We start from the raw sequence: 26,319 nt of genomic DNA, 5'->3' as shown, positions 1-26,319 counted from the left end.
AATAAAGGGAACCACATGATATTGAATGATAAGAGGTGTGAACATGAAGTATACATTCTTAGCCTTCATCTCCATATGTTTGCTCCTGAGTGGATGCCAAACAGAGATGATGCCATCTAATTCGAATAAAAAAACAGAGCTTGTGATTTCAGCAGCGGCAAGTCTTCAGGATGCACTAAAGGAAATTGAAGCCTCCTTTCACAAGCAACATCCGAATGTGTCATTAACGAATAACTTCGGGTCATCCGGCGCATTGAAGCAGCAAATCGCTCAAGGAGCAAAAGCGGATCTTTTTTTCTCAGCAGCTGAGGAGCCCTTCGATGAACTTGTTCAATCTGGAGACATCGATCAAGATGATATCAAGGACATCATACAAAATGAGCTAGTCCTTATTGTGCCAAAAGATGGCTCTTCCTCTATTAAAAGCTTTCAAGACGTCCGGCACGTAAAAGGAAAGATTGCTCTTGGCACACCTGAATCGGTTCCTGCTGGTACATATGGCAAAGAGATCTTCACACAACTGAACATATGGGACCAAGTGAAAAAGAATGCTGTCTACGGCAAGGATGTGCGGCAAGTCCTAAGCTACGTCGAAACAGGAAATGTAGAAGCAGGTGTTGTGTATAAAACAGACGCCCTTGTTTCCAAAAAAGTAAAGATTGCAGCTGAGGCAAATCCGGACATGCACTCCCCGATTATGTATCCAGTAGGGATTGTAAAAGGGACAGAACATCTAACGGAAGCCAAGACCTTTTTTCAATTTCTTCAATCAGATACAGCCACATCGATTTTTAAGAAATACGGCTTTCAAGTGTCATAATGCTTATGCTGACTGAAGAATTTCTATCTCCCATTTGGCTGTCCGTTCAAGTTGCCATCGTCAGCGGGCTGTTGGCCACTGTTTTTGGCACAACGGTCGGCTTTTGGATGGCGCGAACAACTTTTAAGGGGAAAATGATTGTGGAAACGTTCCTGATGATGCCACTCGTTCTCCCACCAACAGTCGTTGGCTTTTTATTGCTCGTCGTATTCGGAAAGCATAGTGTAATAGGGGGCGCGATTGAATGGATCTTCCATCAGCCGGTCATTTTCACATGGTGGGCGGCGGTCATTGCATCGACAGTTGTGGCATTCCCGCTCATGTATCAATCAGCAAAGGCTGGCTTTTCTACGATTGAGTCAGATATAGAAGGGGCTTCAAAAGTAGATGGTGCACATTCATTCCAAGTCTTTGCCTATATTACGGTACCTCTTGCCCTGCCTTCCCTGCTGTCTGGCAGCGTCCTCAGCTTTGCAAGAGCCCTTGGAGAATTCGGAGCGACCTTAATGTTTGCCGGCAACATCCCAGGAAAAACTCAAACACTCCCAACCGCTATCTATGTGGCGATTGATTCAGGACGAATGGAACTTGCTTGGTCCTGGACGATTTGTATTGTGATCTTATCTTTTATTATGCTTTTGGCTGTGCGAAGAAGCAGTACATAAAAAATCCCCTTTCTCATATGAGAAAGAGGATTTTTTCATTTATTCAAACCCAACTATCATCGTCTCTGGATTCGAGCCGACGCGCTCGTTGTTGTTTAATGCATCGATTTTTTCCATGTCTTCTTTGGATAGTTCGAAATCAAAAATATCTGCATTTTGTTTAATGCGTTCTTCGTTGATTGATTTAGGAATCGTCACGACGCCGCTTTGCAGATCCCAGCGCAAGATGACTTGCGCAACAGATTTGTTGTAGCGTGCAGCAATGTCTTTCAATACGTCATGATCTAATAGCTTTCCTTGCATCAGCGGAGACCACGCTTCAATTTGAATGCCTTTTTCTTTTGCGTATTGACGCAGTTCGACAAGTGTCAGTTTCGGATGAAATTCAACTTGGTTCACGGCTGGAACAACCTCAGCATCTTTTAACAGCTCTTCTAAATGCTGAATGTAGAAGTTGCTGACGCCTATGGCTCTCACTTTCCCATCCTTGTAAAGCGTCTCAAGCGCACGCCATGTGTCTTTAAATGTATCTGCATTTGGGCCAGGCCAATGAATCAAATAGAGGTCTAAGTAATCAAGACCTAATCGATTCAAGCTTGCGTCAAACGCAGCCAGCGCTTTGTCATAGCCTTGATCCGTGTTCCATACTTTAGACGTAATGAACAAGTCTTCTCGTTTCACGCCAGATTCTTTAATCGCTTTGCCTACGCCTGTCTCATTTTTATAAACGGCAGCTGTATCAATACTGCGGTATCCGTTTCGTATGGCTGCTTTTACGGCATCTACCACTTGATTGCCGTCCTCCACTTTGAATACACCTAAACCAAACCAAGGCATTTCCACTCCGTTATTCAGTGTTACGGTATCATTCAAGCTTTTGACCATTTTAACAACCACCTTTTTCATAGATTCCATCTTTTTCATTATCTCACGTTGTCCATTAAAACTCTATTATCAGGCATTTTTCTTCGCTTTGATGGCTAACAGCAAAGCACCTGTCATGCCAGCCTTGTCCTCAAGTCCAGGAGAGACAATGTATGTATCAAGCGGCGGCAGGTCTACATAATCATTGAGATAAGCAGCAAGCTTCTCTCGAATCAGTGGAAACAGCTGTTTTTGCTTCATGACGCCCCCGCCCATCATGATACGCTCTGGGCTTAAAATGAGCGAGTACTGCATCAGCGCCTGCGCCAAATAATCAGCTTCAAGTGCCCAAACTGATTCTTCCTCCGTGAGCTCTTTGGCAGATTTCCCCCACCTTTTCTCAATCGCTGGGCCAGCTGCCAGTCCTTCTAAACACGTCCCATGCGCTGGGCAGACTCCTTCAAACGGGTCTGATTCATGCTGCCTGACAAGGATGTGCCCCATCTCTGGGTGCGAATGACCGTGAAGAAGCTCATTTTTCACAACAGCTCCGGCACCGATACCCGTACCGACCGTGATATACATACAGCTATTCAGCCCTTTGGCTGCTCCTTTTGTTAATTCACCTAAGGCTGCCGCATTAACATCTGTTGTAAAGGATACTGGGACCCGTAATTGCTTCTCTAGCTCTGGAATGAACGGGTAATGCTTCCACTCTACTTTCGGCGTGTTCATGATATAACCGTAAGAAGGATCGTCTTTTTGAACACAGATTGGTCCAAAGGAGCCGACCCCTAATGCTTCAATGTCATGCTGCTCGAAAAACGGAATGAGCTTTTGTAATGTTTTTTCTGGGTGCTCTGTTGGAATCGTCATTTCCTCGAGAATGTCCCCATGCTCATTGCCTATTGCACAACAAAACTTTGTACCGCCAGCTTCAATTGCTCCATAATACGCCATCTTTGATCTCCCCCTGCTCGTTCTCTTTCTTCATCATAAAACATAGGGGAAAAGATGACAACATTACGTATTGGTCAGGAGAACAGCTTCCATGTCATTGATATACTCCCTTAAATGATGGGCAATATCACGATTGATTTCACCATCTTCATACAGAGTTTGAATTTCATTTCGTATTGTCTGTACAGCTTGGAAGTTAAGCTCTTTTTTCTTCCGGTCAAATGAACGGTCTTTTTGCTGAAAGAAGCTTGGACCGTGTTCACATCGATAAATGACTTGGTTGTAAAAACCAATCACTTGATGACACGTTTGTTTATTTTCATCGGTCATATGCTGTTTGATCGAGTCCACAGCAGCCTCAGCCGTTTTCTTACGGATTTGTTTGTACGAGCCCTCGTTTTCTAAAATGCCGCTGGAAACGTGCTGATTCGGCCGCCATAATTGGAGCCATTGAAGCAAGCGCAGAAACTTCACTTTTGAAAAACGGATTTTGAAGGAGTTTGAATACAGCATTTCGAGCTCATGAAATCTTTCTTGCAGCTCATAGGCTTCTTCTTTATCGATTTTCTCTTCCTCAATGAGCTGTTGCAGCTTCATCTGCTCAGCTTTGATTCCGTGCAGCCTGATCTTTCTCTCTTGTTTTCTCATCCCGAATTGATACGGTTCACGCTGGATATTACGCAGCTTCATTCGGTAATCATTGATGAGTGCAAGAGACACTTCCCTGTTGTCTTCATTCATCCCTTCTCTTAAGGTTTTAATGGCACTTCTTAGCAGCTTCCGTTTCGCATGCTGAATCTTTGTATCCAAGTCCACGGCGATTTGCTTGTCTTTTTTCTCAGATAAAAGAGGCAGTAACACACTAGCTAAAATGAGTGTACATAAGATGACGCCTGCTGCGAGGAAAATAATCAAATGCCGTTCAGGAAACGGTGATCCGTCCGCAAGTGTAAATGGGATGGAGAAGGCACCGGCTAATGTCACAGCCCCACGAACACCAGAGAATGTCATGAGCATCGAGGCGCGAAGCTTCGGTTTTTTCACGTTTTGCTTTTTCGTTGCACTCCAATTCCCTGCCCAGAACAGCCATACCCATAAGAACCTCAGGATCATAAGACACAGTGTGATGATTAAGATGTAACTGATGACCTGCATATTATTAAAGGCTTCATCCTGGAAAATGACCGTCGATACATCAGGAATCTGCAATCCAAGGATAACGAAAACAAGTCCGTTTAAAATAAATAAAATAATATTCCATGTGTTTGACGAAGCAATTTGCAGTTTGGCTAAATTTGCTTCCATTCGATCCTGCTCAATAGCGTGTGTCACACCGCCAGCAACAACCGCTAAAATACCGGACACACCGATTTCTTCCGCTGCTAAATAGATGACAAATGGTGTAAGAATTTGCAGGATGATGTGCATCGTGACATCGTCCATTCCTAGACGGCGGAGGAAATAGCGAAAACGAATGATAAAAAAGGATAGAATAAATCCAGTCAATAGACCACCTGCGGCAATCAGAACAAAGCTAAAGGATGCCTCAGCAATCGAAAAAGCGCCAGTCACTGTTGCAGCAATGGCAAATTTAAAGGCGACAAGTCCTGATGCATCGTTCATCAATCCCTCGCCTTCCAGCAGTCTCATGATACCCTTTGGCATGTTCACACGGCTGGAAAGAGCACTGACTGCTACCACATCTGTCGGTGATAAAATCGCTGCAAGCGCAAATGCGGCTGGAAGCGGAATGCTTGGGATCATCCAATGGATGGTATATCCTGCTACAATGACTGTCGCAAATACTAACCCTAGGGCTAACAGAAGAATCGGCGCTCTTAATTTCCACAGCTCGTCCCTTGGGGTACGCTTCCCGTCATTAAATAACAGCGGCGCAATGAATAAAACGAAGAATAGTTCGGGATTTAAAGAAATATGTAAACCTGAAGGAAAAGCCGCCACCAATATTCCTAAGCCCACTTGAATTAACGGGACTGGAATAAAGGGGACAAAACGATTGATAATATTAGATGATGCGATGAGTGCTAGTAATACGAGCACTGCCAAAAAAATCTCCACTAGTACGTGTCCCTCCTATTTCAATTTTTTCGTCAAGTTTTGCTTACATGCAAAGATGTGTTCATTCCATGTTGATTCATCCGTCCGATCATAGGTGCTTCTTTAGTATTCCGCAAAATGTGAAACCAACACATAACAATCCATCTAGGCAAAAAAAGGCTGAATCCAGATATTCAGCCAGCTGACAAAATTTTCATCACATGTATTGTTCTAATGATGAACAAAAAGACCCTGCTTTTATTTTACACGAAAACTCCATTACCTGCTGACATCCAGCTCGTATCAAACACAAAAAAAGAGCGAAACCGCTCTTTTCTCGTTTTACCCTTTATTTAAAAAATAAGACCTAGCGGGAAGCCGCCATTTGAATAGGTAGGAACAAACCCTGCATACGACAAGGATGAGAAACAGCAAATACAAAGCAATCTCTCCTTGTGCTAAACCGAGTCCTACGAGTAAGCCGCCAAGTGCTGCCCAAACTGCGTAAATCTCCGCTTTTAGCACAAGCGGCTTTCGCCCTGCCAATAAATCACGCACAATTCCGCCTCCGCTTCCAGTCAAAATGGCTGCCACAATGACCGCACTGAGCGGAAGCTCTCTTTGCACAGCAAATAATGCACCTTGAATCGCAAACGCTGCTAAACCAATCGCATCCGAGAAATTCCCCCATGTGCTCCAGTGCTTGAGCAAAAGCTTTGGAAAAAGAAACACAATCGTAATGGATACAAGAGCAATGGTAAACATTTTGCCCTGTGACCATAAAGCAGACACCGGAAGACCGATTAATAGATTTCGAATCGCTCCACCGCCAAATGCTGTCACAATCCCTAAAATGTACACACCAAGAATATCGTACTCTTCCTCCATTGCTACTATCGCACCACTAATGGCGAATGCGATAATACCAATGATACTTAAGACTTCCCATGCCATTTTCCGCTTATCTCCTTACATGATCTGATCATCTAACACTACTCCCTTAATGTATATCTGACATAAGCGAAAAGCAATACAAATTTTCTTTAAATTTTATCTTTTTGCAAAAATAAAAAATAGCCCGCTTAAAAGCAGGCTATCTCTCAATCTTCTTTTGCATTTAACAGCAGCATACTGATGATGATAAGAATAAATGCAATGAGAGCCAATAGTGGAATGGTAATAAAACCAAACCAGTTCAGATAATCAACGGAACAAGGAATGCCGCTTAAGCAAGGGCGAATCGACGCAAAGCCCGGGATCTTTTGTTCCATATAATGATAGATGGAAAAGCCAGCACCGATCACAGCCAAAGGCAGTACGTAATACTTCACTTTGACATCGCCCCGGAACGTAGCAATTCCAAGTAAGAGCACGAGCGGGTACATGAAAATGCGCTGAAACCAGCACATATCGCATGGGATAAACTTCTTTATTTCACTTAAATACAGGCTGCTCATCGTCGCAACGATAGAGACAATCCAAGCACTGTATAAGTAAATGAGCTTATTCTTCATGATTTTTTCCCTTTGAGCTCTTGATCAATTAATTCTTTGATTTCATCATAGTCATAAAAGTTTTGAACTTGTTTATTGTTAATCAAAATCGTTGGTGTTGAATTCACTTTATATTTGTTCACAAGCTGATCGTCTGTGTTCAGCTGCGGCTGATACGTTTTCTTTGATAAGTTATCTTTGAGTTTGTCCGTATCAATTTTTGTTGTCTTTTTCGCTAGTTCAGTCAGCTTAGCAGGCGTAACCCATTCTGCTTCACTATCTGGCTGTGCTTGATAGACAGCTTCATGGAATGCCCAGAAGTTTTTTGGATCTTCTTTCCACACTTCTTCAGAAGCTAGTGCTGCTAATACTGCGCCATCTCCATGAACAGGCAGTGGTAAATTAATAAATGAAAAGGATACATCGCCTTTATCTATGTAGTCTGCTTTCAGTTTTGGGAAAATGTCTGTTTCAAATGATTTACATGACGGACATTTGTAGTCCCCAAACTCAACGACTTGCACCGCTGCGTTTTTGTCCCCTATGACAGGCTGTCCTTTAATCGAAGGCTTACTGTCAACTGTTTGTGCTTCTTGGCTGTTCTTGTTCCCAATCACAACAAATAGACCGATGAGAAGAGCTGCGATGATGGTTAAAATAACAGCAAATTTAATGGATGAAGATTGATTATTTTTCTTACTCACATAAGCACCTACCTTATCTTTTTCATTCCTTAAAAAAGAAAAAGGATAATAGCTTAGAAAAATGCCATTATCCAACTTCTTCTATTTTAACAAGAGGGGGTCCATTATGAAAGATGGTATTCATGAAATTTTCCTTACAATTTTATTTCATGACCCTCATGGCATTTAAAACAGCGAGTACGGTGACACCGACATCCGAGAAGACGGCTTCCCACATGGTCGCAATACCGAATGCACCGAGTAATAGGAAAATGCCTTTGACACCAAGGGCAAATGCGATATTCTGCCATACAATCCTTCTTGTTCGTTTCGCGACAGCGATGGCTTCTGCTACCTTTGATGGCTGGTCCGTCATGATGACGATATCAGCCGCTTCGACAGCTGCATCTGATCCAAGCCCGCCCATTGCAATTCCTATGTCTGCTCTTGCTAATACAGGTGTATCATTAATGCCGTCCCCAACAAATAACAGCTTTTCTTGAGGCGCTTTTTTCTGATCAATTTCTTCTATTTTCGTTACTTTATCCTGCGGCAATAATTCTGCATGTACTTCGTCGATGCCAATTTGCTTGGCGACCGCATTTCCGACTTGCTTAGCATCACCAGTGAGCATAACAGTTTGAATCCCAGACGCTTTTAGAGCAGAGACGGCTTCGATTGCATCGTCCTTCAATTCATCTGCGATCAAGATCGATCCAGCAAACTCACCGTTAATCGCCATGTACACAACGGTTCCGCTTCTTTTTTCTTTTTCATACGCAATGCCTTCTCGCTCCATCAAGCGATGATTTCCCGCTAAGATATGGGAACCGCTGATGGTCGCTTTAATTCCATGTCCCGCGATATCCTCATATGCTTCAATCTGGCTTTCATCAAGCGGCGAGCTGTATGCCGCTTTAATCGATTCTGCAATAGGGTGTGAGGAATGGGCTTCTGCCAGTGCTGCAAAAGAAAGCAGCTCCTCTTCTGACCACTTGTCACTGGCTGTGACGATATTGGTCACCGTAAAGTTTCCTTTTGTGAGTGTGCCCGTCTTATCAAATACAGCATATCTCACAGAATTCAATGCTTCTAGATAATTACTGCCTTTCACAAGGATGCCTCGTTTAGAAGCTGCCCCAATTCCCCCGAAAAATCCTAATGGAATGGACACAACAAGAGCACAAGGACAAGAGATCACGAGAAAGACAAGTGCCCGGTACACCCAGTCAGACAATTGTGCCGATGGAATGAGAAGCGGCGGCATAAAGGCAAGCAATAAGGCAAGCAAGACGACAGCCGGTGTATAATATTTTGCAAACTTTGTGATGAAATTTTCTGTCTGTGCTTTTCGGCTGCTCGCATTCTCAACCAAATCTAAAATCTTTGTCACTGCCGATTCACTTAGCTCTTTTTGCACTTCAATTTCAAGTATACCGTTTTGATTCAAAAATCCTGCAAGAACTTCTTTTCCCGCTTCTACATCCCGCGGCACCGACTCCCCTGTTAATGCAGATGTATCTACGAGCGAGAAACCTTCAACAATGAGCCCATCCAGCGGAATTTTTTCACCCGGCTTCACAACAATACGGTCACCGGCTTTTACTTCTTCCGGATTCACTTTTTTCGTTTCATTTCCTACTTTTAGATTCGCGTATTCTGGACGTATATTCATTAATTCACTAATTGATCGTCTTGAACGGTTCACTGCCGCCCCTTGGAAGAGCTCTCCAATTTGGTAAAACAGCATGACAGCAAGCGCTTCTGGATATTGCTGAATGACAAAAGCACCAACCGTTGCAATCGTCATTAAGAAGTTCTCATCAAATACTTGGCCGCGCACGATATTTTTCAGCGCTTTAAAAACCACATCACCGCCGACTAGTAAATATGCTGCGAAGAACATAATGAACTTTAATACACCATCTTCAGGTATAAAGAAAGCTGCTGTTCCAATGACTGCACCGCCAATTAATTTCAGCACAATCGTTTTTAAATTTTTCGTCCCATGCTCATGATCGTGATGATGTCCTTCTTCTTTCGGTGATACACTCACATGAGGTTCAATGGATTGAACGGTTTTTTCAATGCGCCTTGACATCGTTTCTTGCTTATCTGCATGCGTAACAGTCAATGTGCCTGTCGCAAAATTAACAGAGCAAGCTTCAACACCATCCATTTTGCTGACACCTGTTTCTATTTTACGTGCACAGTTGCCGCAATCAAGACCGCTTAATACGTATTCATCCTTCATCTTTTTCATGTTCTCACCTTTTTCTATATAAGTAGCCTTCCCTGATTCAATCAAACCTATCAGCTGCTGTGGATATTATATATGAGCACATATTCATATATTGAATTATCTTTATTATATGAGGAGTTCTGATCAGCTGTCAATCATTTATAAGCAAATGTTTGGTTTTTTTATGCCCAATCCTGCCAACGGATTTTCAATAAACCAAGCTCATGTCCCCCGCTCCCCGCATAACATAAAAACGATCGTTTGACCTCTGACGAAATAAGTGCAGCTTTTCTCTTTACAAAAGAAGGACATACACTTAGAATAAAATAAAAGTTTCCCTAAGGAAACAAATTAGCATTAGAGAATCATTTCATCCTTTAGTCAAAATTATTTAATGTATGCATATATCTTTAGGAAGAGCAATGATGATTGAAAGGGGCCGCAAGAGATGCCAAATGCTTTAACAATCGACCGTCTTCATGTCTCATATCACGGGCAGGATGCATTAGAGAACATCTCTCTTTCCATACAGGAAGGAACGATGACAGGAATCATAGGTCCAAATGGTGCCGGTAAATCGACTTTACTCAAGGCATGTTTGGATTTAATTGAAAAAGACCAAGGGGATATTCGCTTTTTTGAACAGCCCTTTAAACAAGTCAGAAAACAGATCGCCTATGTACCACAGAGAAATGATCTAGACTGGACGTTTCCTATTCATGTGCTGGATACCGTGCTACTTGGAACATATCCGAAGCTTGGCCTGATGAAACGTCCGAAAAAAGAAGACCGGGCATATGCGTACCACTGTTTAGAAAAGGTCGGCATGCAGGACTTTGCCAAAAGACAGATTGGTGAGTTATCCGGCGGTCAGCAGCAGCGTGTCTTCCTTGCAAGAGCACTTGCGCAAAACGCACAGCTCTTCTGTTTGGATGAACCGTTTGTTGGGATTGATATGGCCAGTGAAGAAACGATGGTTCGCATTTTGCAAGAATTACGGGATGAAGGAAAAACCATTTTGGTTGTCCATCATGATTTAAGTAAAGCCGATGATTACTTCAGCCACCTCGTTCTGTTAAATAAAAAACTCATCAAAGCTGGACCTGTACACGACATCCTTCGCCCAGAGGTCATGCTGGAGGCATATGAAACGCAGCTACCATTCTTAAAATCAGCAGGAGGAGACGTGTAATGGAATTTTTAACCGGACTCTTTGAATATTCGTTTTTACAAAAAGCATTATTTACATCCGTCATGGTAGGCATTATTTGCGGGGTCATTGGCTGCTTTATCATTTTACGGGGCATGGCCCTGATGGGAGACGCCATTTCGCATGCAGTGCTGCCAGGTGTCGCCATTTCTTATATGCTGGGAATTAACTTTTTCTTCGGAGCCGTTTTAACTGGAGTGTTAACAGCAATTGGGATCGGATACGTGAGTCAAAACAGCCGCATTAAAAATGACTCTGCCATCGGCATTGTCTTCACCGCCTTTTTCTCAATCGGGATCATTTTAATCACATTTTTGAAAAGTTCCAGTGATTTATATCATATCTTGTTTGGAAACGTCCTAGCTGTTCGGTCATCTGATATGTGGATTACGCTTGGCATCGGCATTTTTATCCTGCTGGCTGTTATCGTTTTCTACAAAGAACTGCTCATTAGTTCATTTGATCCGGTCATTTCTTCGGTTTACGGTTTACCGAATCGAATGATCCATTATTTTCTCATGACCTTGTTGACCCTTGTGACCGTTGCGTCACTGCAAACTGTTGGGATTATTCTTGTCGTTGCCATGCTTATTACGCCGGCAGCCACTGCTTATCTCTTAACAGACCGGCTATGGATCATGATTTATTTATCTGCTTTTTTCGGTGCAGTTTCTGCCGTCGTGGGACTTGGGCTTAGTTTTACGTATAACTTGTCGTCTGGCGCTTCTATCGTGCTGGTCGCGACCATTTTATTCGGGAGTGCCTTTATCTTTTCACCAAAGCAAGGAATTCTATGGAGATCATTAAAATCTAAACGAAAACGAACGCAGCTAAAAAAGGAAGCGTCTATGTAAAAGGAGGACATATATGAAGAAGGTATTTGCAATCCGTTTGATCGCAGTATTCATTGCCCTTGTGGTCATCGCAGGCTGTTCTACTAAACAAAATAATTCCGGCAAAGATGACGGCACATTAAAAGTCGTCACGACCTACTCCATTCTTTATGACATTGTGAAGGAAGTAGGCGGAGAGCACGTCTCTATTCACAGCATTGTTCCCATTGGTACAGACCCACATGAATTCGACCCACTGCCAAAGGATGTTCAGCATACAACGGATGCAGACCTTGTTCTATATAATGGCTTAAACCTTGAGACAGGGAACGGCTGGTTTCAAAAGCTGCTCGAATCGAGTGGCAAGGACGGGGATGATGCACCTGTAGCTGAATTAAGTAAAGGCGTCAAAGTAAAGCATTTATCTTCAAAAGGACTCGAAAGCCAGCAGGACCCCCACGCCTGGCTGAATGTCGAAAATGGGATTCTTTATGCTCAAAATGCCCGGGATGCGCTTATTGAAGCAGACCCTGAGCATCAAGAGGATTACGAAAAAAATACAGAAGCCTATATCAAAAAGCTTCAAGCGCTTCACGATGAAGCAAAAGACAAGTTCGATCAGCTGCCAAAAGACAAAAAGCTCCTTGTGACAAGTGAGGGAGCCTTCAAGTATTTTGCAGATGCCTATGGACTGAAAGCAGGCTACATTTGGGAGATCAACACAGAAAGTGAAGGAACACCTGGACAAATGAAGCGCATCATTCATTTTGTCAAAGATCATCAAGTTCCTGCGCTCTTTCTTGAAACAAGTGTCGATCAACGCATCCTTGAAAGCTTATCTGAGGAAACCGGGGTTCCGATTAAAGGAAAAGTATTCACTGACTCTATTGGAAAGAAAGGTGAAGACGGAGACAGCTACTATAAGATGATGAAATGGAATATTGACACCATTTACAAAGGGCTTTCATCATAAGAAAAGACAGGCGGAGTGATTCCGCCTGTCTTAGATTGTTGACAAAGGGCTAAAATGATGTTTATTTTAGCCCTTTGTCTTCTTTTCAGCGTGATAGAAAACCTTTGCAGTCTAGGAAGGACAGCTACTTTTGCGGAACGAATTTGACATTCGTGAGCACCAGCGCGCAGGACTGACAACGAATGCGAGGGTTTGTCTACACGCTGAGACAGGCGGAGTAAATCCGCCTGTCTTTTTTGTTAGCTGGCTATATTTTGAGGATGCTTTTTCGGCCAGATCACATAGCTAATGCTAATGACGAAATCAATGGCTAAGACCATCCCCCACACACCGGCGAGCTGCATCAGTGATTCCGTTCGTTCTGGTGCTTGTATGAGATAGGATAAACCAAATAGCAGACCAGCTCCGATGACATAAGAGACGAAATGCCGCGTCCAGCTGACCATTTCATACACTGACCGTTCCTTCCCGTACTTAGGTCTTCCCTTCGGCTTAGGGCCTCCTGCAAATCGATAAGCAAACCGAGCATCTGCCCATTTCACCATTTGATGTCCAAAGGCGAGACTCACCCCAATATAAACAGCCGCAAGCCCGTGGATGACACTCGCCACAGCCCCTTGCCTTAAATCCATATAAGTAGCCGCAAGAAGGATTAGATCCAAAATCGGCGTACAGACCAGAAAGAAGGCGCCCCACTTTTTCTGTCTAAATACATAACGCAGTGTTAAACCCACCAGAATAAACAGCCAAAAACCAATTTCACATGCCACAATCAATAACCCGACCAATTTTCACCACATCCTTTTTTAACACAATTGTATTAAATAAAAAATAACACAACTGTGTTAAAAAAACAATGGCTGTGCTAAAATCAATGTATGCCAAAAATCGTCGATCACCATAAACAAAAACAAAAAGTCGCTCAAGCTGCCATGAGAGTGATTAAACAGGATGGATTGGAAAACGCTTCTGTACGAAAAGTAGCGGTAGAAGCTGGTATTTCAGCGGGCTCTATGCGTCATTATTTTTCCACACAGCAAGAGTTATTTCTTTTCTCTATGACATTGATTCAGGAAAGAGTCAAAGAGCGTATGACAGGACTTCAGCTTAATGGTTCAACGGAAGAAAATGTCCTCGCGTTATTGGAGCAGGTTCTTCCACTTGATGAAGAACGAAGATTTGAAATGGAGGTGTGGCAAGCTTTTACAGTCAAGTCGCTGACTGAACCAGATTTACAGCCGCTCAATGCAAAGATGTATGACGAGCTTCTCCAAATGACCCAATATTGTTTAATGAAATTAAAAGAGGATGGGCTTTTGCTTGATCATATCGATCTTTTAGTCGAAACTGAGCGGCTTTATGCGGTCATCAACGGGCTTGCATTGAATGGAATCTTGCAGCCTCATCGTTTACCGCCTGAGCTCTTACGCTCCGTGCTGCAGATGCATCTGCAATCCATCACCAAAAAAGACATGTCTCCCTCATGAGGGAGCATGTCTTTTTTTAATCTTCCATAAAAATACGTTTTGCTTCATAGTAGAGCACCTGCACAAATTTCTTCACATTGATACGAGTATGTTCTTCTCTACCGCTCGTCTCTTTTGTTAATTCACTCATTTTCTTTCGCACGATGGTGAAATCAAAGAATTTAGATGCGTAATTTTCAAACGTTGGATGAGAAAAATCAGTTAACCCAAGTGATGCGATGTGTTTCAAAGATTGGTTGATCGCACGTCTTACCCGCTGTTCCGCTGCCTTCGCTTCTCTTGCAATGTCTGCTGATGTGTACGGCTCATTTAATTTATCCTCCGTGATTCCGGTAAAAATGATCTTTAAAGAAGGAAAGGAATCGTGATGATCGGTATGCAGCGCTACATACTGATCTGTGAAGAGAATCATATCTAATAAATCTTTAGACCCCTTCTCACCGACAATCCCAAGCTCCGCCAGCAAGAACTGACCTGCCTCTGCAAGACTTTTCCCCCGCTGCTTCGTTTTCGTCTGACCGCGCTGCTGAAACTGCATGACGGATTTGAGTGAGTGCTGAATGTTTTCAATTGAATGCTCTAAATGAAGACGTTCAATCATGAGATGGAGCACACTTAAGACCTCTACACGATTGATTGGCTTTGTCACATAATACTCAACACCAAGCGTATACGCCTGGCCGATTAATTCCTTTGTTTCTACCTGCGACAGCATTAAGTATTTCCCATGAAACTCATCCTTAATGGCTCGAATCGTTTCAAGACCGTCTCTTTCCGGCATCAATAGATCAATACATAAGATATCAATGTGCAAATCATTTAAGTAGCTTGCCGTTAACTCTGCGCCATCCTCTGCTTCCCCTGCGACAATGCCAAGCTCTTCATCTTCAATGAGCTGAGCCAGTGAAGAACGCACGGCTTCATCATCATCAACAATAAAAAATCTCATCTCCCAATCCCCTCTTTTCTACTGACTTGATCCACTGGTATCGTTAACGTGAAAATCGTTTGTTTATTTGGGATACTCTTCATCTCAACACTTCCGCCAAGCTTCTCCGCTGTATCCTTCACATAGGAAAGCCCGATACCGCTTGATGGATTCCCAGCCTGGTCGTATTTTAAAGTAAAACCGGGTTTAAAAATAACATGATGATTACGCTCTTTAATGCCAGGCCCGTTGTCACTGATTTGAAAGATCACCTGGTTCTCTTTCTGTGAAATAGAGAGTGACACCTCTCCATCCACTGGAATGGCTTCGACAGCATTGGAAACAATATTATTTAACAAAGATAGAATGGTATACACGTGATAGGCGGGATGCTGCCCATCTTCATCATAATGAAAGACAATGTTTTTTTTAAGAGATTCTGCGTAATTTTCATGGATACGAATCACAAGCCCAGCAATATGGGCAGGACTTGCATAAGCCTGGAAATTTTCTTCATGAATCAGCTTTGATAATGCAGAAAAAATCCGCTGGTTATCCTTTTTGATCTCATGTACCTCTCCTGCAATTTGCAGGGCTGTTTTTCCGAGCTTTTTCAAATCCAATGATTCTGTATCCTTTGCGTGGTGCAGGGATTGATACAATTGATAGGATGTCGCTGTAATGTGCTCAGCATGTGCAAGTGTTTTATGAAAGTATGTAGATTCCGTGTAAAGGTTAGACAGAAGCATCAGCAGATGTTCCTTTTCCTTTTTCATTTGACGCTCTCTCGCCTGCTCTTCATATAATCGAATCATTGTATAACAAGCCAACACGAAAAAGCTTCTGAAAATCGCTAAAACAAAAAGTTGAAACAGCGTCCGCATCGTTAAAATTTCATCAATGGTGCCACGAAGTGCAATCATCTCAACAACGCTCGCACACAGTTCCATGATGATGCCTGTCGCACCAATCAGCCAAGGCTGATCGCGGAAACGTCTGACCTGTAATAAATAAAAGAGCGTGCCATAGACGACATAATAAAGAAGGGAAGGAAATCTTAATGAAACCGCTTCTTCCAGCGGAAGATGACCTGTGACGGCTGTATCAAGAAGCACGCGAAACGCAAAAACAGATACCCCTGCAATAATACCGCTTGCCCATGCCGGGAATTTTTTCATTTGAAGCAGGATAAAGAAAAAGACAACGGTTCCAAAACTGACCCGAAAGCTGTCCTCAAATGGATAAAATTTGAACTCTCCGCCAATCGGTGTCAGTACAATGAGCATCACAATTAAATAAGGCTCTGTATTCAGCCATTTTTTCAGTAGATTCAAACGCAGTCACATCCCTAATAATTGACGATAGTATACTATGTGAGCTTGAGAAAAACAAACATCCATGAAAAAGCGCACACCGGAACTTTGTCGGTGTGCGCTTCTCATGATGCCGCTTAATCTTCTAAACGATCCTTTTCTAAAAGTGATGCGCCAGCAATACCTGGTTTGGTCATTTCAAAAGGATTCAAGATGACGTCAAGCTCTTCTTCTGTTAACACATCATTTTGCAGACAAAGCTCACGTACAGATGCGCCTGTAAGAATCGCTTCTCTTGCAATTCGTGCAGCAGCTTCATAACCAATATGCGGATTCACCGCTGTCATGACACCAGCACTTTTTTCTACATATTCTTTTAATCTCGTTTCATCTGCTTTTAGATCACGCAAGCAGTTGTCCATGAAGGACTCAAACACATTTTTCATCATGCTGAGAGATTGTAGTAAGTTGAATATTAAAACTGGTTCCATAACGTTCAGTTCAAGCTGACCAGCCTCTGATGCAAGACAGATCGTATGATCATTTCCGATGACTTGGAATGCCACTTGGTTCATGACCTCAGGCATCACTGGGTTGACTTTCCCTGGCATGATGGATGAACCTGGCTGTCTCGGCGGCAAGTGAAGCTCACCAAAACCTGCTCTTGGCCCTGAAGCCATCAAACGAATATCGTTCGCCATTTTGGACATATTCATCATACATACTTTAAGTGCAGCAGATACTTCTGTATAAGCATCCGTATTTTGCGTGGCATCGACTAAGTCTTCAGCTCCAACTAACGGTAATCCGCTAATGTCAGATAGATAGCCTACCACCTGACGAATATATTTAGGATCAGCATTCAATCCAGTTCCGACTGCTGTTGCTCCCATATTGACTTCATATAAATGCTGTCTAGACTGCTTGATACGTTTAATATCACGAGCAAGAACCTTTGCATAAGCACTAAACTCCTGACCAAGTCTGATTGGAACAGCGTCCTGAAGATGCGTACGTCCCATTTTGATCACATGATCGAATTCCTGCGCTTTTTCCGTCATGACTTGATGCATGTTTTCCATCGTATAAAGTAGTTTTTCAATCATATTCAATGTTGAAATATGAATCGCTGTTGGGAAAACGTCGTTTGTTGACTGCGACATGTTCACATGCGTGTTTGGACTTAGCTCAGTATAAGCGCCTTTTTCCTTTCCTAGTAGTTCAAGCGCTCTATTTGCAATGACTTCATTGGCATTCATATTCATTGAAGTGCCAGCCCCGCCTTGAATTGGATCGACAATAAATTGATTGTTCCATTTTCCTTCAATAACCTCATCTGCGGCTTGAACAATTTTTTCTCCAAGACCAGAATATAGTCGTTGTGTATCCATATTTGCAAGTGCGGCTGCCTTTTTGACAATCCCTAATGCTTTGATGAGTTCCTCATGAACATGGTAGCCAGTAATTGGAAAGTTCTCTACTGCACGTAATGTTTGAATTCCATAATACGCTTGAGTGTCTACTTCCTTTTCACCTAGAAAGTCTCGTTCGATTCGAACTTGCTTGTCCTGTAGCTTCGTCATTTGAAAAGATCTCCTTTTACGCTGCTTTTGTTTGTTGTTTTAATTCCTCAATATACTTCTTCGATTTCTCTTGATCAAAAACTTTTTCCCACTTAGACATGACAATGGCGGCAAGTGAGTTACCAAATACGTTAACAGTTGTACGAACCATGTCAAGTATACGGTCGATCCCAACGATGAAGGCAAGTCCTTCAAGCGGCAGTCCCATTGCACCAAGTGTTGTGATGACAACAACGATTGATGCACCTGGTACACCAGCCATTCCTTTAGATGTCAGCATCAAGATTAATAGTAACGTAATTTGCTCATAGATGGAAAGCGGCATGCCGTACATTTGTGCAACAAATATGGCGGCAATGGATTGATAGATGGCACTTCCATCTAGGTTAAAGGTGTAGCCTGTTGGGATAACGAACGACGTGATCGCTTTCGGGCAGCCGAACTTCTCCATTTTATCCATAAGTCTAGGCAGTACAGCTTCTGAACTTGCTGTTGAGAATGCAAGAATGATTTCTTCTTTTAGCACTCTAAATAGTGTAAAGACGCTTGTTCCAGCTAATTTTGCGATAATGCCAAGTACGACAATAACGAAGAATGCCATTGTACCGTAAACGACAAGTACCAGTTTACCTAGCGGGAGAAGCGCTCCGACCCCGAATTTGATCACCGTCACGCTGATGAGCGCGAATACACCAAATGGTGCAAACTTCATCACTTTATTGGTCACCCAGAACATGGCTTCGAGTATACCCTCAAAGAATCCTAATACTGGTTTCCCTTTGTCTCCTACTGCGGCAATTCCTAATCCGAATAAGACTGTAAAGAAGATCGTTGGTAATAGATCACCTTCTGCAATGGATTGGAAAACGTTTGTTGGCACTAGATGCACAATGGTTTCAGAGAAACTCGCTTTTTCGGAAGAAGCTTTCGATGTCTCTTCATATTTAGAGATATCGCCTTTTTCCATGTTGCTCATGTCAATTCCTGTACCAGGATGGAAGACGTTTGCTGCAAGCAGTCCCACTGCTAATGCAATCGTTGTCACAATTTCGAAGTAAAGAATCGTTTTTCCGCCGAGTCTTCCGATGGTTTTCATATCCCCTACACCAGCTACTGCTACAATCAACGCAGCAATAACAATTGGAAGAACGATCATTTTAATTAAATGGATGAATATATCGCCAATCGGCGTTAACACATTAATAACGGTTTCATTTTGATAAAACAGCGCTCCCACGATAACACCCAGAACAAGTGCAATGAGTATTTGAGAAGCTAACCCTAACTTTTTCATACGTGAACCCCCTTTTTTTGATAACGCTTTCTTTGTTGCTTAATCGCATCTTAACGATGAACCTACAAAAAACGACAAAAAGGAACAAAAAGAAGTGAATTTTTTATGAAAAATCTTTTAAAAGGTGGGTTTTTCCACAAAATTGTTAAAAAAAGACTTCGCTTTTGGCGAAGTCTTAATGATGTTGCATTTGTTCACTTGGCGGTTCTTGCTTTGGATAAAATTCATCATACATAGCATATCCAATAAGAACAAGAGCAACATAGAACAATGCACTAATCGTCCAAATCCATTTGACATTCAGCTTCATTGTGCCACTCCCTCTCTAACCGGTTTCAAACGCTGCAATCTGAGCGCATTCAATACAACCGACACGGAGCTAAAGGCCATTGCTGCTCCTGCAAGCCATGGCGCAAGAAGTCCAAAAGCAGCTATCGGTATCCCAATGCAGTTATAAGCAAGCGCCCAAAATAGATTTTGCTTGATGTTTCTCATTGTTTTTTTACTAAATTCAAGCGCATCTGCAATGGCATGGAGGTCTCCTGTCATGAGCGTGATATCTGCTGCTTCCATGGCAACATCTGTCCCTGTTCCAACTGCCATCCCAATATTCGCTGTCGCAAGAGCCGGGGCATCATTGATGCCATCTCCGACCATGGCGACTTTCTTTCCTTGTTCCTGAAGCGCCGCAATGTGAGCAGCCTTTTCCTCAGGCAGGACTTCCGCAATGACATGATCAATGCCCGCCTGTTTCGCAATCGCCTCTGCCGTCAGCTTGTTATCACCTGTCATCATCACAACGTGAATCCCTTGCTCTTTCAGACGCTTGATAGCTTGAGGTGAGGATGATTTGATCGTATCTGCCACTGCGACAATGCCGGCGACTTCGCCGTCAATCGCGACAAGCATAGCTGTTTTCCCTTGCTGCTCCAGTAGTGTGACGGATGCTTCGACTTGATCATATGGGATATGATGTTTCTGTAATAGCTTACGCGTTCCAATCAAAAGCTTGTGTCCTGCGGCCTTTGCTTCAATTCCATGGCCTGGGTCTGCTTGGAAGGCTTCGATCTCGACCGCTTCAAGACCTTGTTCCTTCATTCCGTCTGTGATCGCTCTGGCAAGCGGGTGTTCCGACTGCTGTTCTGCCGATCCTGCTAGCTGAAGCAGCGTATCTTCTGTCCAATTGTCAGATACCATCACATCTGTCAGACTCGGCTCCCCTTTTGTCACAGTCCCTGTTTTATCTAAAACCACCGTGTCAAGTGATTGGGTCACTTCTAAATGCTCCCCGCCTTTAAACAAAATGCCTGATTCAGCTGCACGGCCGCTTCCAGCCATTATAGAGGTTGGTGTGGCAAGACCGAGCGCACACGGACATGCGATGACGATGACTGCGATAAACGTTTCAAGGGCTGACGTCACATTTCCTGGGTCAATAAGGAAAAACCATATCAGGAACGTGAGCACAGCAATTCCTACAACGATAGGAACAAATATCCCTGATATTTGATCTGCCATCCTTTGAATCGGTGCTTTTGAGCCCTGTGCTTGTTCTACGACTCTGATAATCTGTGAAAGGGCGGTCTCTTTCCCAACCTTTGTCGCTTTCACTTTCACAAACCCATTTTTATTGATGGTTGCCCCGATGACCGCATCACCAGCCGTTTTATCAACAGGCAGACTTTCTCCCGTAATCATGGACTCATCAATTGCGGTTGTTCCCTCCACGATCTCTCCATCTACCGGCACTTTCTCACCCGGTTTGACAAACACAAGATCATTCACTTTTACTTCGGAAATAGGCACGGTCATCTCTTTTCCATCTCGCTCGATGACCGCTTCTTTCGCTTGTAGGCCCATCAGCTTTTGAATCGCTTCTGATGATCTCCCTTTTGCTCTTGCTTCCATTAATTTTCCGAGCACGATCAACGTAATAAGCACAGCACTTGTTTCATAATAGAGGGCTGCCTCACGTGTGCCTTGAACCGCTGACTGAATGCTTTCGTATAAACTATAGAAAAACGCAGCTGATGTCCCAAGTGCGACAAGAACATCCATGTTGGCACTTTTATTACGTAAAGCTTTATATGCTCCTACATAGAAGGGCCAGCCGACAATGAACTGAACCGGCGCTGCTAAAGCCAGCTGAACCCATGGATTCATGAACGCTTCTGGCAGCCAAATAAAAGACGTGAAGGAAAAATGGCTGACCATTGCCCAAAGAAGCGGCAGTGACAGGATCATTGAAAATAAAAAGCGTGCCGTCTGCTTCTCTATTGCTGCTTGGCGATGATCTTTCTTTCCTTCTTCTGCTTCGTCTGCAGCTGGTTCAATTAAAGAATATCCAATGGACTGAACCGCCTCCTTTATATCACTTGTAGACGTTTGGCCAGGGTGATACGTGACCTGAAGTGTCTCAAGCGCAAAGTTCACAGATCCGTGATCAACACCATCCATCCGGTTAATTTTTTTCTCGATTCGGTTGGCACAAGCCGCACACGTCATTCCCTCTATATCAAACTCTGCTTGCTCCATCACCACACCGTAGCCAAAGGATTGAATTTTTTGCTTCAGATCATCTGGTGTTAGTTGTTCTGTTTCATACACAATATGAGATGTTTCCAGCGCCAAATTCACATTGGCATCCTCCACACCTTCCAGCCTGTTCAATCCCTTTTCGATGCGGCCTGCACAGGCAGCACAGGTCATCCCCGTAATTTGAAAGTCGATTTCCTTTTTCATTGATCTCACCTCTCCACATACTCCATAGGGGTATCTTTTTTTGAAAAAAATACGCGCTGACACATGCAGCACGTATATCATTTATACGACATCATATCCCTGTTCTTCAATCACATCAGAGATTCGGTGTAACGTGACTTGATCAGGATGAAATGAAACATCCACCTGTCCCTTGTCTAAATGGACTTTCACCGATTCAACACCTGTTAATTCTCCTACATTTCCTTCGACTGCTTTCACGCAATGTCCACAAGACATGCCCTGCACTTGAAGTGTTGCTTGTTCCACTTCTCATCGCCTCCTTCAATCATTTACTACAACTTACTATACCCTAGTAGGGTATCGATGTAAACATAAATAATTCTTAATGTGCTACGATTTTGCCAGTTTCGTAAAGACGTTCATTAACTCTTCAATGGCTTCATCCCCGTTGCCGCTCTTAATGGCATCCGCTACGCAGTGATGTGTATGCTTTTCCATCAATTGAAGACTAACTTTTTTCAAAGCCGCATTGACAGCGGAGATTTGATTGACAACATCTATACAGTAACGATCGTTTTCAATCATTTGCTGAATCCCGCGCACTTGTCCTTCCACTCGTTTCAACCGATTGATCAATTGATCTTTATCCTTCTCGGCTCTAGGCGAAGCCATATGTCTTTCTTCATGTTCTGTCATGTAATCACCTTTTTTCTAATAAGACTTGTTTTTATTTAAATTAAAGCATATCTTCACCGGAAAAGGCAAAGATATGCTGAACACACTCTCTAGTGTTTGCCTTAGTTTGTTAATTGTTCAATGTCCTGCAATAGATTGACGGACTGCTGAAGCTGCTTGATCAACCCTTGCTGGTCCTCAAGCATAGCAGCAACGTCGATGTTGTCCGCTTTCAATTGCTGTAAATACGTTTGAATTTCCTCTGACAGCACCTTATTTTTTTCAATGATCTGCACATGCAGGTCTTCTGCTATTTTTGGTGCTGTCAGTTCATTAAATTCTTGAATGTCTGCTTTCAATGATTCAAGCTGCTGGGTTAATTCTGCTTTTTTGGCGGCGTTTTTTACAGCTTCTTCTGCGAGCTGTGGAAAGTCCTCCGTAAATTGCTGAATGTCCGTCACATACTCATTTGCCTCTGTGACATATGTCGTTGTATCACTTACTTGGTCAAGCAAACCGGAGCATCCACTTAATACAAGCGTGCCCGAAAATAACAAAGAGATCACATATTTTTTCAAGATCGATCATCCTTTCATCTGCGGTATTGAAAACATCATTTGTCCCGCTCCCCCATCACACAGATGCAATAAGACCTTAAAAAAGCCAGACCTTTGCCTCATGTGTGATAGGCAAAGGTCTGGCTAACATGTTCATGCCGGAATGGCCGAGAAACAACGTGAGTTTCTGTAATGACGACCAAACCGTAAAAGCTACTCCCCTTTAGGAAACCGTTCAAATGTTATGTTTATCATATCGAATGTCAGGACAACAGTCAATGAGAAGCTGGCGGTAGATCATGCTCTTCATACAGCATATAGTCCGCTCCAGTTGACGCATAAATCCGGTTGCGCCCTTGGCGTTTTGACATATACAAGGCTTGGTCCGCTTCAAATAGAAGAGTTTCTAATACATTGGGATCATAAGCTGTATGAGCGATTCCAAAGCTCGCTGTCACTCGCACTTTTTCCTCATCAGTCTCAAAGAAACTCGTCTCAAACGAATGTCTCATTCGCTCCGCAATATGACATGCCTCTTCAAATGAATGATGCGGCAGACAAATAGCAAACTCTTCTCCGCCATATCGTCCGAATAAATCGTCCATCTGTAAATGCTGCTGACAAATGGTGACAACATGACGCAGCGCCTCGTCTCCAATATGATGTCCATGCGTGTCATTGATTTGTTTAAAGAAATCAATATCAAACAGCAAGATCGCCGTATCCTGCGCATCCTCTTCCAAGATCATCTGCGTTCGTTCAATAAAAGAAGAACGATTGAAGATATTCGTCAACCCATCAATATACGCACGACGCTCCAGCTCTTCCTGCAGCAAACGCTGCTCTGTTACATCACTGATCACAATTTGCCTGCCCTCGATCTCTCCTCTTCTATTAAATAACGATGAAGCGGTCAGGTGATAATAGCTGGACTGATCTTCTTCCTTTTTCCACATTAAATCATATTGCGAATGATCCTGCGGAGAACGCAGCCACTGAATGAACGCGGTATCTTTGATGATCCCTGAGAAAATATCGTCAATTTTATAGCCAATGCCCTTTTTATTAGAAAGTGCTGGAATGATCGATGCAGCAGCGGGGTTGTAATCTATGAGTGTCCGGTATCGATCTAAAATGAGAACCCCTTCAGACATATGCTCAAACACACGCTCCATTGCAATGGGAGAGAGCTTAAAGAGCTGGAACGACATAATCGCCCATAAGTAGAGTGCATTGGTTAAAAACATCACCACAGGGACCGGGTCAATATGAAGAGGCGTAACGCCTAATAAATAGATAAAAGATGTCGTGATTGGCAGTAACATTCCCACTAGCAAAATGAGGATCTGCTTTAAATATTCTTTTTTTGTGACACGTAAAAACCAAACCAGCATAAAAATAGCGAGCATCGAACAGCCAAATGTATAGACGCCATGAATGATATACCAATAGCCAATCGTAAAATCAGCCAATAAAAAACCGTCTACTGGATTCATCGTGATGCTACGATAAAAGAGTGAATGAAAAGAGTTGGTGAACACCATAATGGTGGTGAGAGTTGGAATCAGTAAGATGAGAAGCACGCGGCGCTTTGTGAAATATTGATGGAATCCCGTAAATTGCAGCACAATCATCAGACTGAATGGTGCGATGAACGGAAGACCTATGTATTGAAAACAAACCCAGAACATGATCTGTCCAGGTGTACTTGCCAATAATTCAAACGTGTGCCCAAAGATATAAATCGCAGTTGCTCCAGACATGTACATAAACAATTGACAGCCAATATACCGGCGGCGGTTCGCATGAGCAATGATTGATAATATCACGGACAGAATGCCAGAAACACTCATGATCACAATAAAATGTAAAACAATCGAATCCATGTAAACGCCCCAATTTCAGTTATTTAGAACTAGTCTAATCTTACTATATATGAGGACGTCGCAAATGGGAAGGTGTGAATTTGATTTGGTTGGAGGTTTTTTGTAAAGTTTCGGTCGTTATCTGTTCGTGATCCCTTATATTTTCACTACTTTTTGCTTAATTTGAGGGAGAAGTATGTTGCGGTAGGTGAAATATCTGTACAATGTGGAAATCGGGGATCAATGACGAGGAGGCTTACAAAGTATATGACTTTTTTGATTATTATGGCGGGGCTATTTATGCTGATTCTCTTAGAGAAACCATTTGAGAAGAGAAGTTCTGGGTTGATATTTTTGGTGAGTTATTTACTACTGATTGCAGTTTATGTGATTCAAACAACGTTTGTGGAACTCTTATCTAATCAGCTCTTACTCATCATTGCTATTATAGTTGTTTGTCCTTTGTTAATTCGATTTTTACAGTTGTTTCGGGGAACATAAGTTGACCAATACATTAAAAAAAGATGCTGGCTATCGGCATCTTTAAGTTTTCCGAGAAAATCTCGTCAGTCTTATTTTCTTCTTAATTCCATCCATTTTATAATAGAGAAATTTCTCGTTAAAGCAAGGTGTTGCTCTCATATTCCACTCTAGAAATCCTTCTCAACACAAAGCCGATTTTGTATTGCTAGTTTATTCCGATTAATGGCTTGAAGAATAATTTCATTGAAAATGTCCTGGAAAATCGTTGTATCTTTAAATCGAGTAAGGCGATGCCAAATGATAAGGAACGGGGTCATTGATGCTCAAACCTAAAAACATCAATATTCTATGCTATGCCAATTGATCTAGTGGTAGAGGCCACGTTCTTTTAAACCGATTCACCCCAACTTAAAGAAATGCAAACAACATCAATAAATATCCACGACCCTGTTCCTTATCATGAAGCAATGGATCTAAAACGTTTTCATATATTAGTCATACAAAACCTCCCTCATATTAAACATAATATAACCTCTTTTTATAAAGCGGAGCCACATATATAATGAGGGGTAATAGTTATCATAAATATACAGTACATATTTTTATTTA

The 26,319-nt window shown here is 42.6% G+C and carries 24 protein-coding genes; 6 read left to right on the top strand and 18 right to left on the bottom strand.

Going from position 1 to position 26,319, the window contains the following annotated elements; all coding sequences use genetic code 11:
* Positions 1–43 precede the first annotated feature (43 nt).
* Both modA and modB read left to right on the top strand, forming a co-directional pair.
* Entirely contained in the window at positions 44–820 is a 777-nt protein-coding gene (gene modA / locus C6348_RS14430; protein WP_106043584.1) for a molybdate ABC transporter substrate-binding protein, read from the top strand.
* A complete protein-coding gene (modB, locus tag C6348_RS14425; protein ID WP_106043583.1) occupies positions 820–1,485 on the top strand; it encodes a molybdate ABC transporter permease subunit in 666 nt (221 codons plus the stop codon). The genes modA and modB overlap by 1 nt, the downstream gene beginning before the upstream one ends.
* Before the next feature lie 39 nt (positions 1,486–1,524).
* On the opposite strand, the gene C6348_RS14420 is transcribed toward modB, so the two are convergent.
* From C6348_RS14420 to C6348_RS14390, 7 genes are all read right to left on the bottom strand, one after another.
* Positions 1,525–2,370: an aldo/keto reductase gene (locus tag C6348_RS14420; protein WP_106043582.1), complete on the bottom strand. Its 846-nt coding sequence runs from the start codon at positions 2,368–2,370 to the stop codon at positions 1,525–1,527.
* A gap of 69 nt (positions 2,371–2,439) precedes the next feature.
* Positions 2,440–3,309, bottom strand: a complete 870-nt coding sequence (locus tag C6348_RS14415; RefSeq protein WP_106043581.1) for an ROK family protein — start codon at positions 3,307–3,309, stop codon at positions 2,440–2,442.
* Between the two features lie 63 nt (positions 3,310–3,372).
* A complete protein-coding gene (locus tag C6348_RS14410) occupies positions 3,373–5,388 on the bottom strand; it encodes a Na+/H+ antiporter (RefSeq protein WP_034659982.1) in 2,016 nt (671 codons plus the stop codon).
* Positions 5,389–5,709: 321 nt separating this feature from the next.
* On the bottom strand, positions 5,710–6,321 hold the full coding sequence (locus tag C6348_RS14405; protein ID WP_003212961.1) for a trimeric intracellular cation channel family protein: 612 nt from the start codon (positions 6,319–6,321) through the stop codon (positions 5,710–5,712).
* Positions 6,322–6,467: 146 nt separating this feature from the next.
* Positions 6,468–6,881, bottom strand: a complete 414-nt coding sequence (locus C6348_RS14400; protein WP_003212957.1) for a disulfide oxidoreductase — start codon at positions 6,879–6,881, stop codon at positions 6,468–6,470.
* Entirely contained in the window at positions 6,878–7,564 is a 687-nt protein-coding gene (locus tag C6348_RS14395; protein WP_060597713.1) for a DsbA family protein, read from the bottom strand. The genes C6348_RS14400 and C6348_RS14395 overlap by 4 nt, the downstream gene beginning before the upstream one ends.
* 142 nt (positions 7,565–7,706) lie before the next feature.
* Positions 7,707–9,806 (bottom strand): heavy metal translocating P-type ATPase, encoded by a 2,100-nt coding sequence (locus C6348_RS14390; RefSeq protein WP_106043684.1) that lies wholly within the window; start codon positions 9,804–9,806, stop codon positions 7,707–7,709.
* 427 nt (positions 9,807–10,233) lie between these two features.
* On the opposite strand from C6348_RS14390, the gene C6348_RS14385 reads away from it, so the two are divergent.
* From C6348_RS14385 to C6348_RS14375, 3 genes are read left to right on the top strand one after another with little or no spacing between them, the layout of a single operon-like run.
* Positions 10,234–10,977 (top strand): metal ABC transporter ATP-binding protein, encoded by a 744-nt coding sequence (locus C6348_RS14385; protein ID WP_060597298.1) that lies wholly within the window; start codon positions 10,234–10,236, stop codon positions 10,975–10,977.
* Positions 10,977–11,849: a metal ABC transporter permease gene (locus tag C6348_RS14380; RefSeq protein ID WP_106043580.1), complete on the top strand. Its 873-nt coding sequence runs from the start codon at positions 10,977–10,979 to the stop codon at positions 11,847–11,849. The genes C6348_RS14385 and C6348_RS14380 overlap by 1 nt, the downstream gene beginning before the upstream one ends.
* Before the next feature lie 13 nt (positions 11,850–11,862).
* A complete protein-coding gene (locus tag C6348_RS14375; RefSeq protein ID WP_106043579.1) occupies positions 11,863–12,801 on the top strand; it encodes a metal ABC transporter substrate-binding protein in 939 nt (312 codons plus the stop codon).
* A gap of 239 nt (positions 12,802–13,040) precedes the next feature.
* On the opposite strand, the gene C6348_RS14370 is transcribed toward C6348_RS14375, so the two are convergent.
* Positions 13,041–13,589, bottom strand: coding sequence for a hypothetical protein (locus C6348_RS14370; protein WP_034659988.1), 549 nt, complete (start codon positions 13,587–13,589; stop codon positions 13,041–13,043).
* A gap of 90 nt (positions 13,590–13,679) precedes the next feature.
* Here C6348_RS14370 and C6348_RS14365 point away from each other — a divergent pair, with 90 nt between their 5' ends.
* On the top strand, positions 13,680–14,288 hold the full coding sequence (locus C6348_RS14365; protein ID WP_106043578.1) for a TetR/AcrR family transcriptional regulator: 609 nt from the start codon (positions 13,680–13,682) through the stop codon (positions 14,286–14,288).
* A 16-nt stretch (positions 14,289–14,304) separates the two neighbouring features.
* On the opposite strand, the gene C6348_RS14360 is transcribed toward C6348_RS14365, so the two are convergent.
* The 10 genes from C6348_RS14360 to C6348_RS14315 all read right to left on the bottom strand — a co-directional run bounded on the left by C6348_RS14360 (position 14,305) and on the right by C6348_RS14315 (position 25,248).
* Positions 14,305–15,237, bottom strand: coding sequence for a response regulator (locus C6348_RS14360; RefSeq protein ID WP_066030411.1), 933 nt, complete (start codon positions 15,235–15,237; stop codon positions 14,305–14,307).
* A complete protein-coding gene (locus C6348_RS14355; RefSeq protein ID WP_060597303.1) occupies positions 15,234–16,550 on the bottom strand; it encodes a sensor histidine kinase in 1,317 nt (438 codons plus the stop codon). Before C6348_RS14355 ends, C6348_RS14360 begins: the two co-directional genes overlap by 4 nt.
* 116 nt (positions 16,551–16,666) lie before the next feature.
* Positions 16,667–18,112 (bottom strand): aspartate ammonia-lyase, encoded by a 1,446-nt coding sequence (gene aspA / locus C6348_RS14350; RefSeq protein ID WP_034659994.1) that lies wholly within the window; start codon positions 18,110–18,112, stop codon positions 16,667–16,669.
* Positions 18,113–18,128: 16 nt separating this feature from the next.
* A complete protein-coding gene (locus tag C6348_RS14345; RefSeq protein ID WP_003213370.1) occupies positions 18,129–19,406 on the bottom strand; it encodes a cation:dicarboxylate symporter family transporter in 1,278 nt (425 codons plus the stop codon).
* Positions 19,407–19,581: 175 nt separating this feature from the next.
* Positions 19,582–19,716 (bottom strand): hypothetical protein, encoded by a 135-nt coding sequence (locus C6348_RS19180; protein ID WP_258182048.1) that lies wholly within the window; start codon positions 19,714–19,716, stop codon positions 19,582–19,584.
* Complete coding sequence (locus C6348_RS14335) at positions 19,713–22,148, bottom strand: heavy metal translocating P-type ATPase (RefSeq protein WP_106043577.1); 2,436 nt, start codon at positions 22,146–22,148, stop codon at positions 19,713–19,715. The genes C6348_RS19180 and C6348_RS14335 overlap by 4 nt, the downstream gene beginning before the upstream one ends.
* Before the next feature lie 81 nt (positions 22,149–22,229).
* Positions 22,230–22,436, bottom strand: coding sequence for a copper chaperone CopZ (copZ, locus tag C6348_RS14330; RefSeq protein ID WP_095285778.1), 207 nt, complete (start codon positions 22,434–22,436; stop codon positions 22,230–22,232).
* Between the two features lie 84 nt (positions 22,437–22,520).
* Positions 22,521–22,826 (bottom strand): metal-sensing transcriptional repressor, encoded by a 306-nt coding sequence (locus C6348_RS14325; protein ID WP_034659999.1) that lies wholly within the window; start codon positions 22,824–22,826, stop codon positions 22,521–22,523.
* 101 nt (positions 22,827–22,927) lie between these two features.
* Entirely contained in the window at positions 22,928–23,383 is a 456-nt protein-coding gene (locus C6348_RS14320) for a DUF6376 family protein (RefSeq protein WP_034660001.1), read from the bottom strand.
* Positions 23,384–23,637: 254 nt separating this feature from the next.
* Complete coding sequence (locus C6348_RS14315) at positions 23,638–25,248, bottom strand: histidine kinase N-terminal 7TM domain-containing diguanylate cyclase (protein ID WP_034660002.1); 1,611 nt, start codon at positions 25,246–25,248, stop codon at positions 23,638–23,640.
* Positions 25,249–26,319 lie beyond the last annotated feature (1,071 nt).

It is taken from the genome of Bacillus sp. YBWC18 (assembly GCF_002998775.1).
Taxonomy (GTDB): domain Bacteria; phylum Bacillota; class Bacilli; order Bacillales; family Bacillaceae; genus Bacillus.
The sequence above is the reverse complement of the archived record's forward strand: the minus strand, read 5'-3'. Positions and strand labels throughout refer to the sequence as shown.

Coding starts and splice junctions, on each gene's coding strand:
- C6348_RS14385 (WP_060597298.1), top strand. CDS start 10,234: ATGCCAAATGCTTTAACAATCGACCGTCTTCATGTCTCATATCACGGG.
- aspA (WP_034659994.1), bottom strand. CDS start 18,112: ATGACGAAGCTACAGGACAAGCAAGTTCGAATCGAACGAGACTTTCTA.
- C6348_RS14405 (WP_003212961.1), bottom strand. CDS start 6,321: ATGGCATGGGAAGTCTTAAGTATCATTGGTATTATCGCATTCGCCATT.
- C6348_RS14375 (WP_106043579.1), top strand. CDS start 11,863: ATGAAGAAGGTATTTGCAATCCGTTTGATCGCAGTATTCATTGCCCTT.
- C6348_RS14420 (WP_106043582.1), bottom strand. CDS start 2,370: ATGGTCAAAAGCTTGAATGATACCGTAACACTGAATAACGGAGTGGAA.
- C6348_RS14315 (WP_034660002.1), bottom strand. CDS start 25,248: ATGGATTCGATTGTTTTACATTTTATTGTGATCATGAGTGTTTCTGGC.
- C6348_RS14325 (WP_034659999.1), bottom strand. CDS start 22,826: ATGACAGAACATGAAGAAAGACATATGGCTTCGCCTAGAGCCGAGAAG.
- C6348_RS14345 (WP_003213370.1), bottom strand. CDS start 19,406: ATGAAAAAGTTAGGGTTAGCTTCTCAAATACTCATTGCACTTGTTCTG.
- C6348_RS14390 (WP_106043684.1), bottom strand. CDS start 9,806: ATGAAAAAGATGAAGGATGAATACGTATTAAGCGGTCTTGATTGCGGC.
- modA (WP_106043584.1), top strand. CDS start 44: ATGAAGTATACATTCTTAGCCTTCATCTCCATATGTTTGCTCCTGAGT.
- C6348_RS14335 (WP_106043577.1), bottom strand. CDS start 22,148: ATGAAAAAGGAAATCGACTTTCAAATTACGGGGATGACCTGTGCTGCC.
- C6348_RS14380 (WP_106043580.1), top strand. CDS start 10,977: ATGGAATTTTTAACCGGACTCTTTGAATATTCGTTTTTACAAAAAGCA.
- modB (WP_106043583.1), top strand. CDS start 820: ATGCTTATGCTGACTGAAGAATTTCTATCTCCCATTTGGCTGTCCGTT.
- C6348_RS14415 (WP_106043581.1), bottom strand. CDS start 3,309: ATGGCGTATTATGGAGCAATTGAAGCTGGCGGTACAAAGTTTTGTTGT.
- C6348_RS19180 (WP_258182048.1), bottom strand. CDS start 19,716: ATGAAGCTGAATGTCAAATGGATTTGGACGATTAGTGCATTGTTCTAT.
- C6348_RS14365 (WP_106043578.1), top strand. CDS start 13,680: ATGCCAAAAATCGTCGATCACCATAAACAAAAACAAAAAGTCGCTCAA.
- C6348_RS14360 (WP_066030411.1), bottom strand. CDS start 15,237: ATGAGATTTTTTATTGTTGATGATGATGAAGCCGTGCGTTCTTCACTG.
- C6348_RS14400 (WP_003212957.1), bottom strand. CDS start 6,881: ATGAAGAATAAGCTCATTTACTTATACAGTGCTTGGATTGTCTCTATC.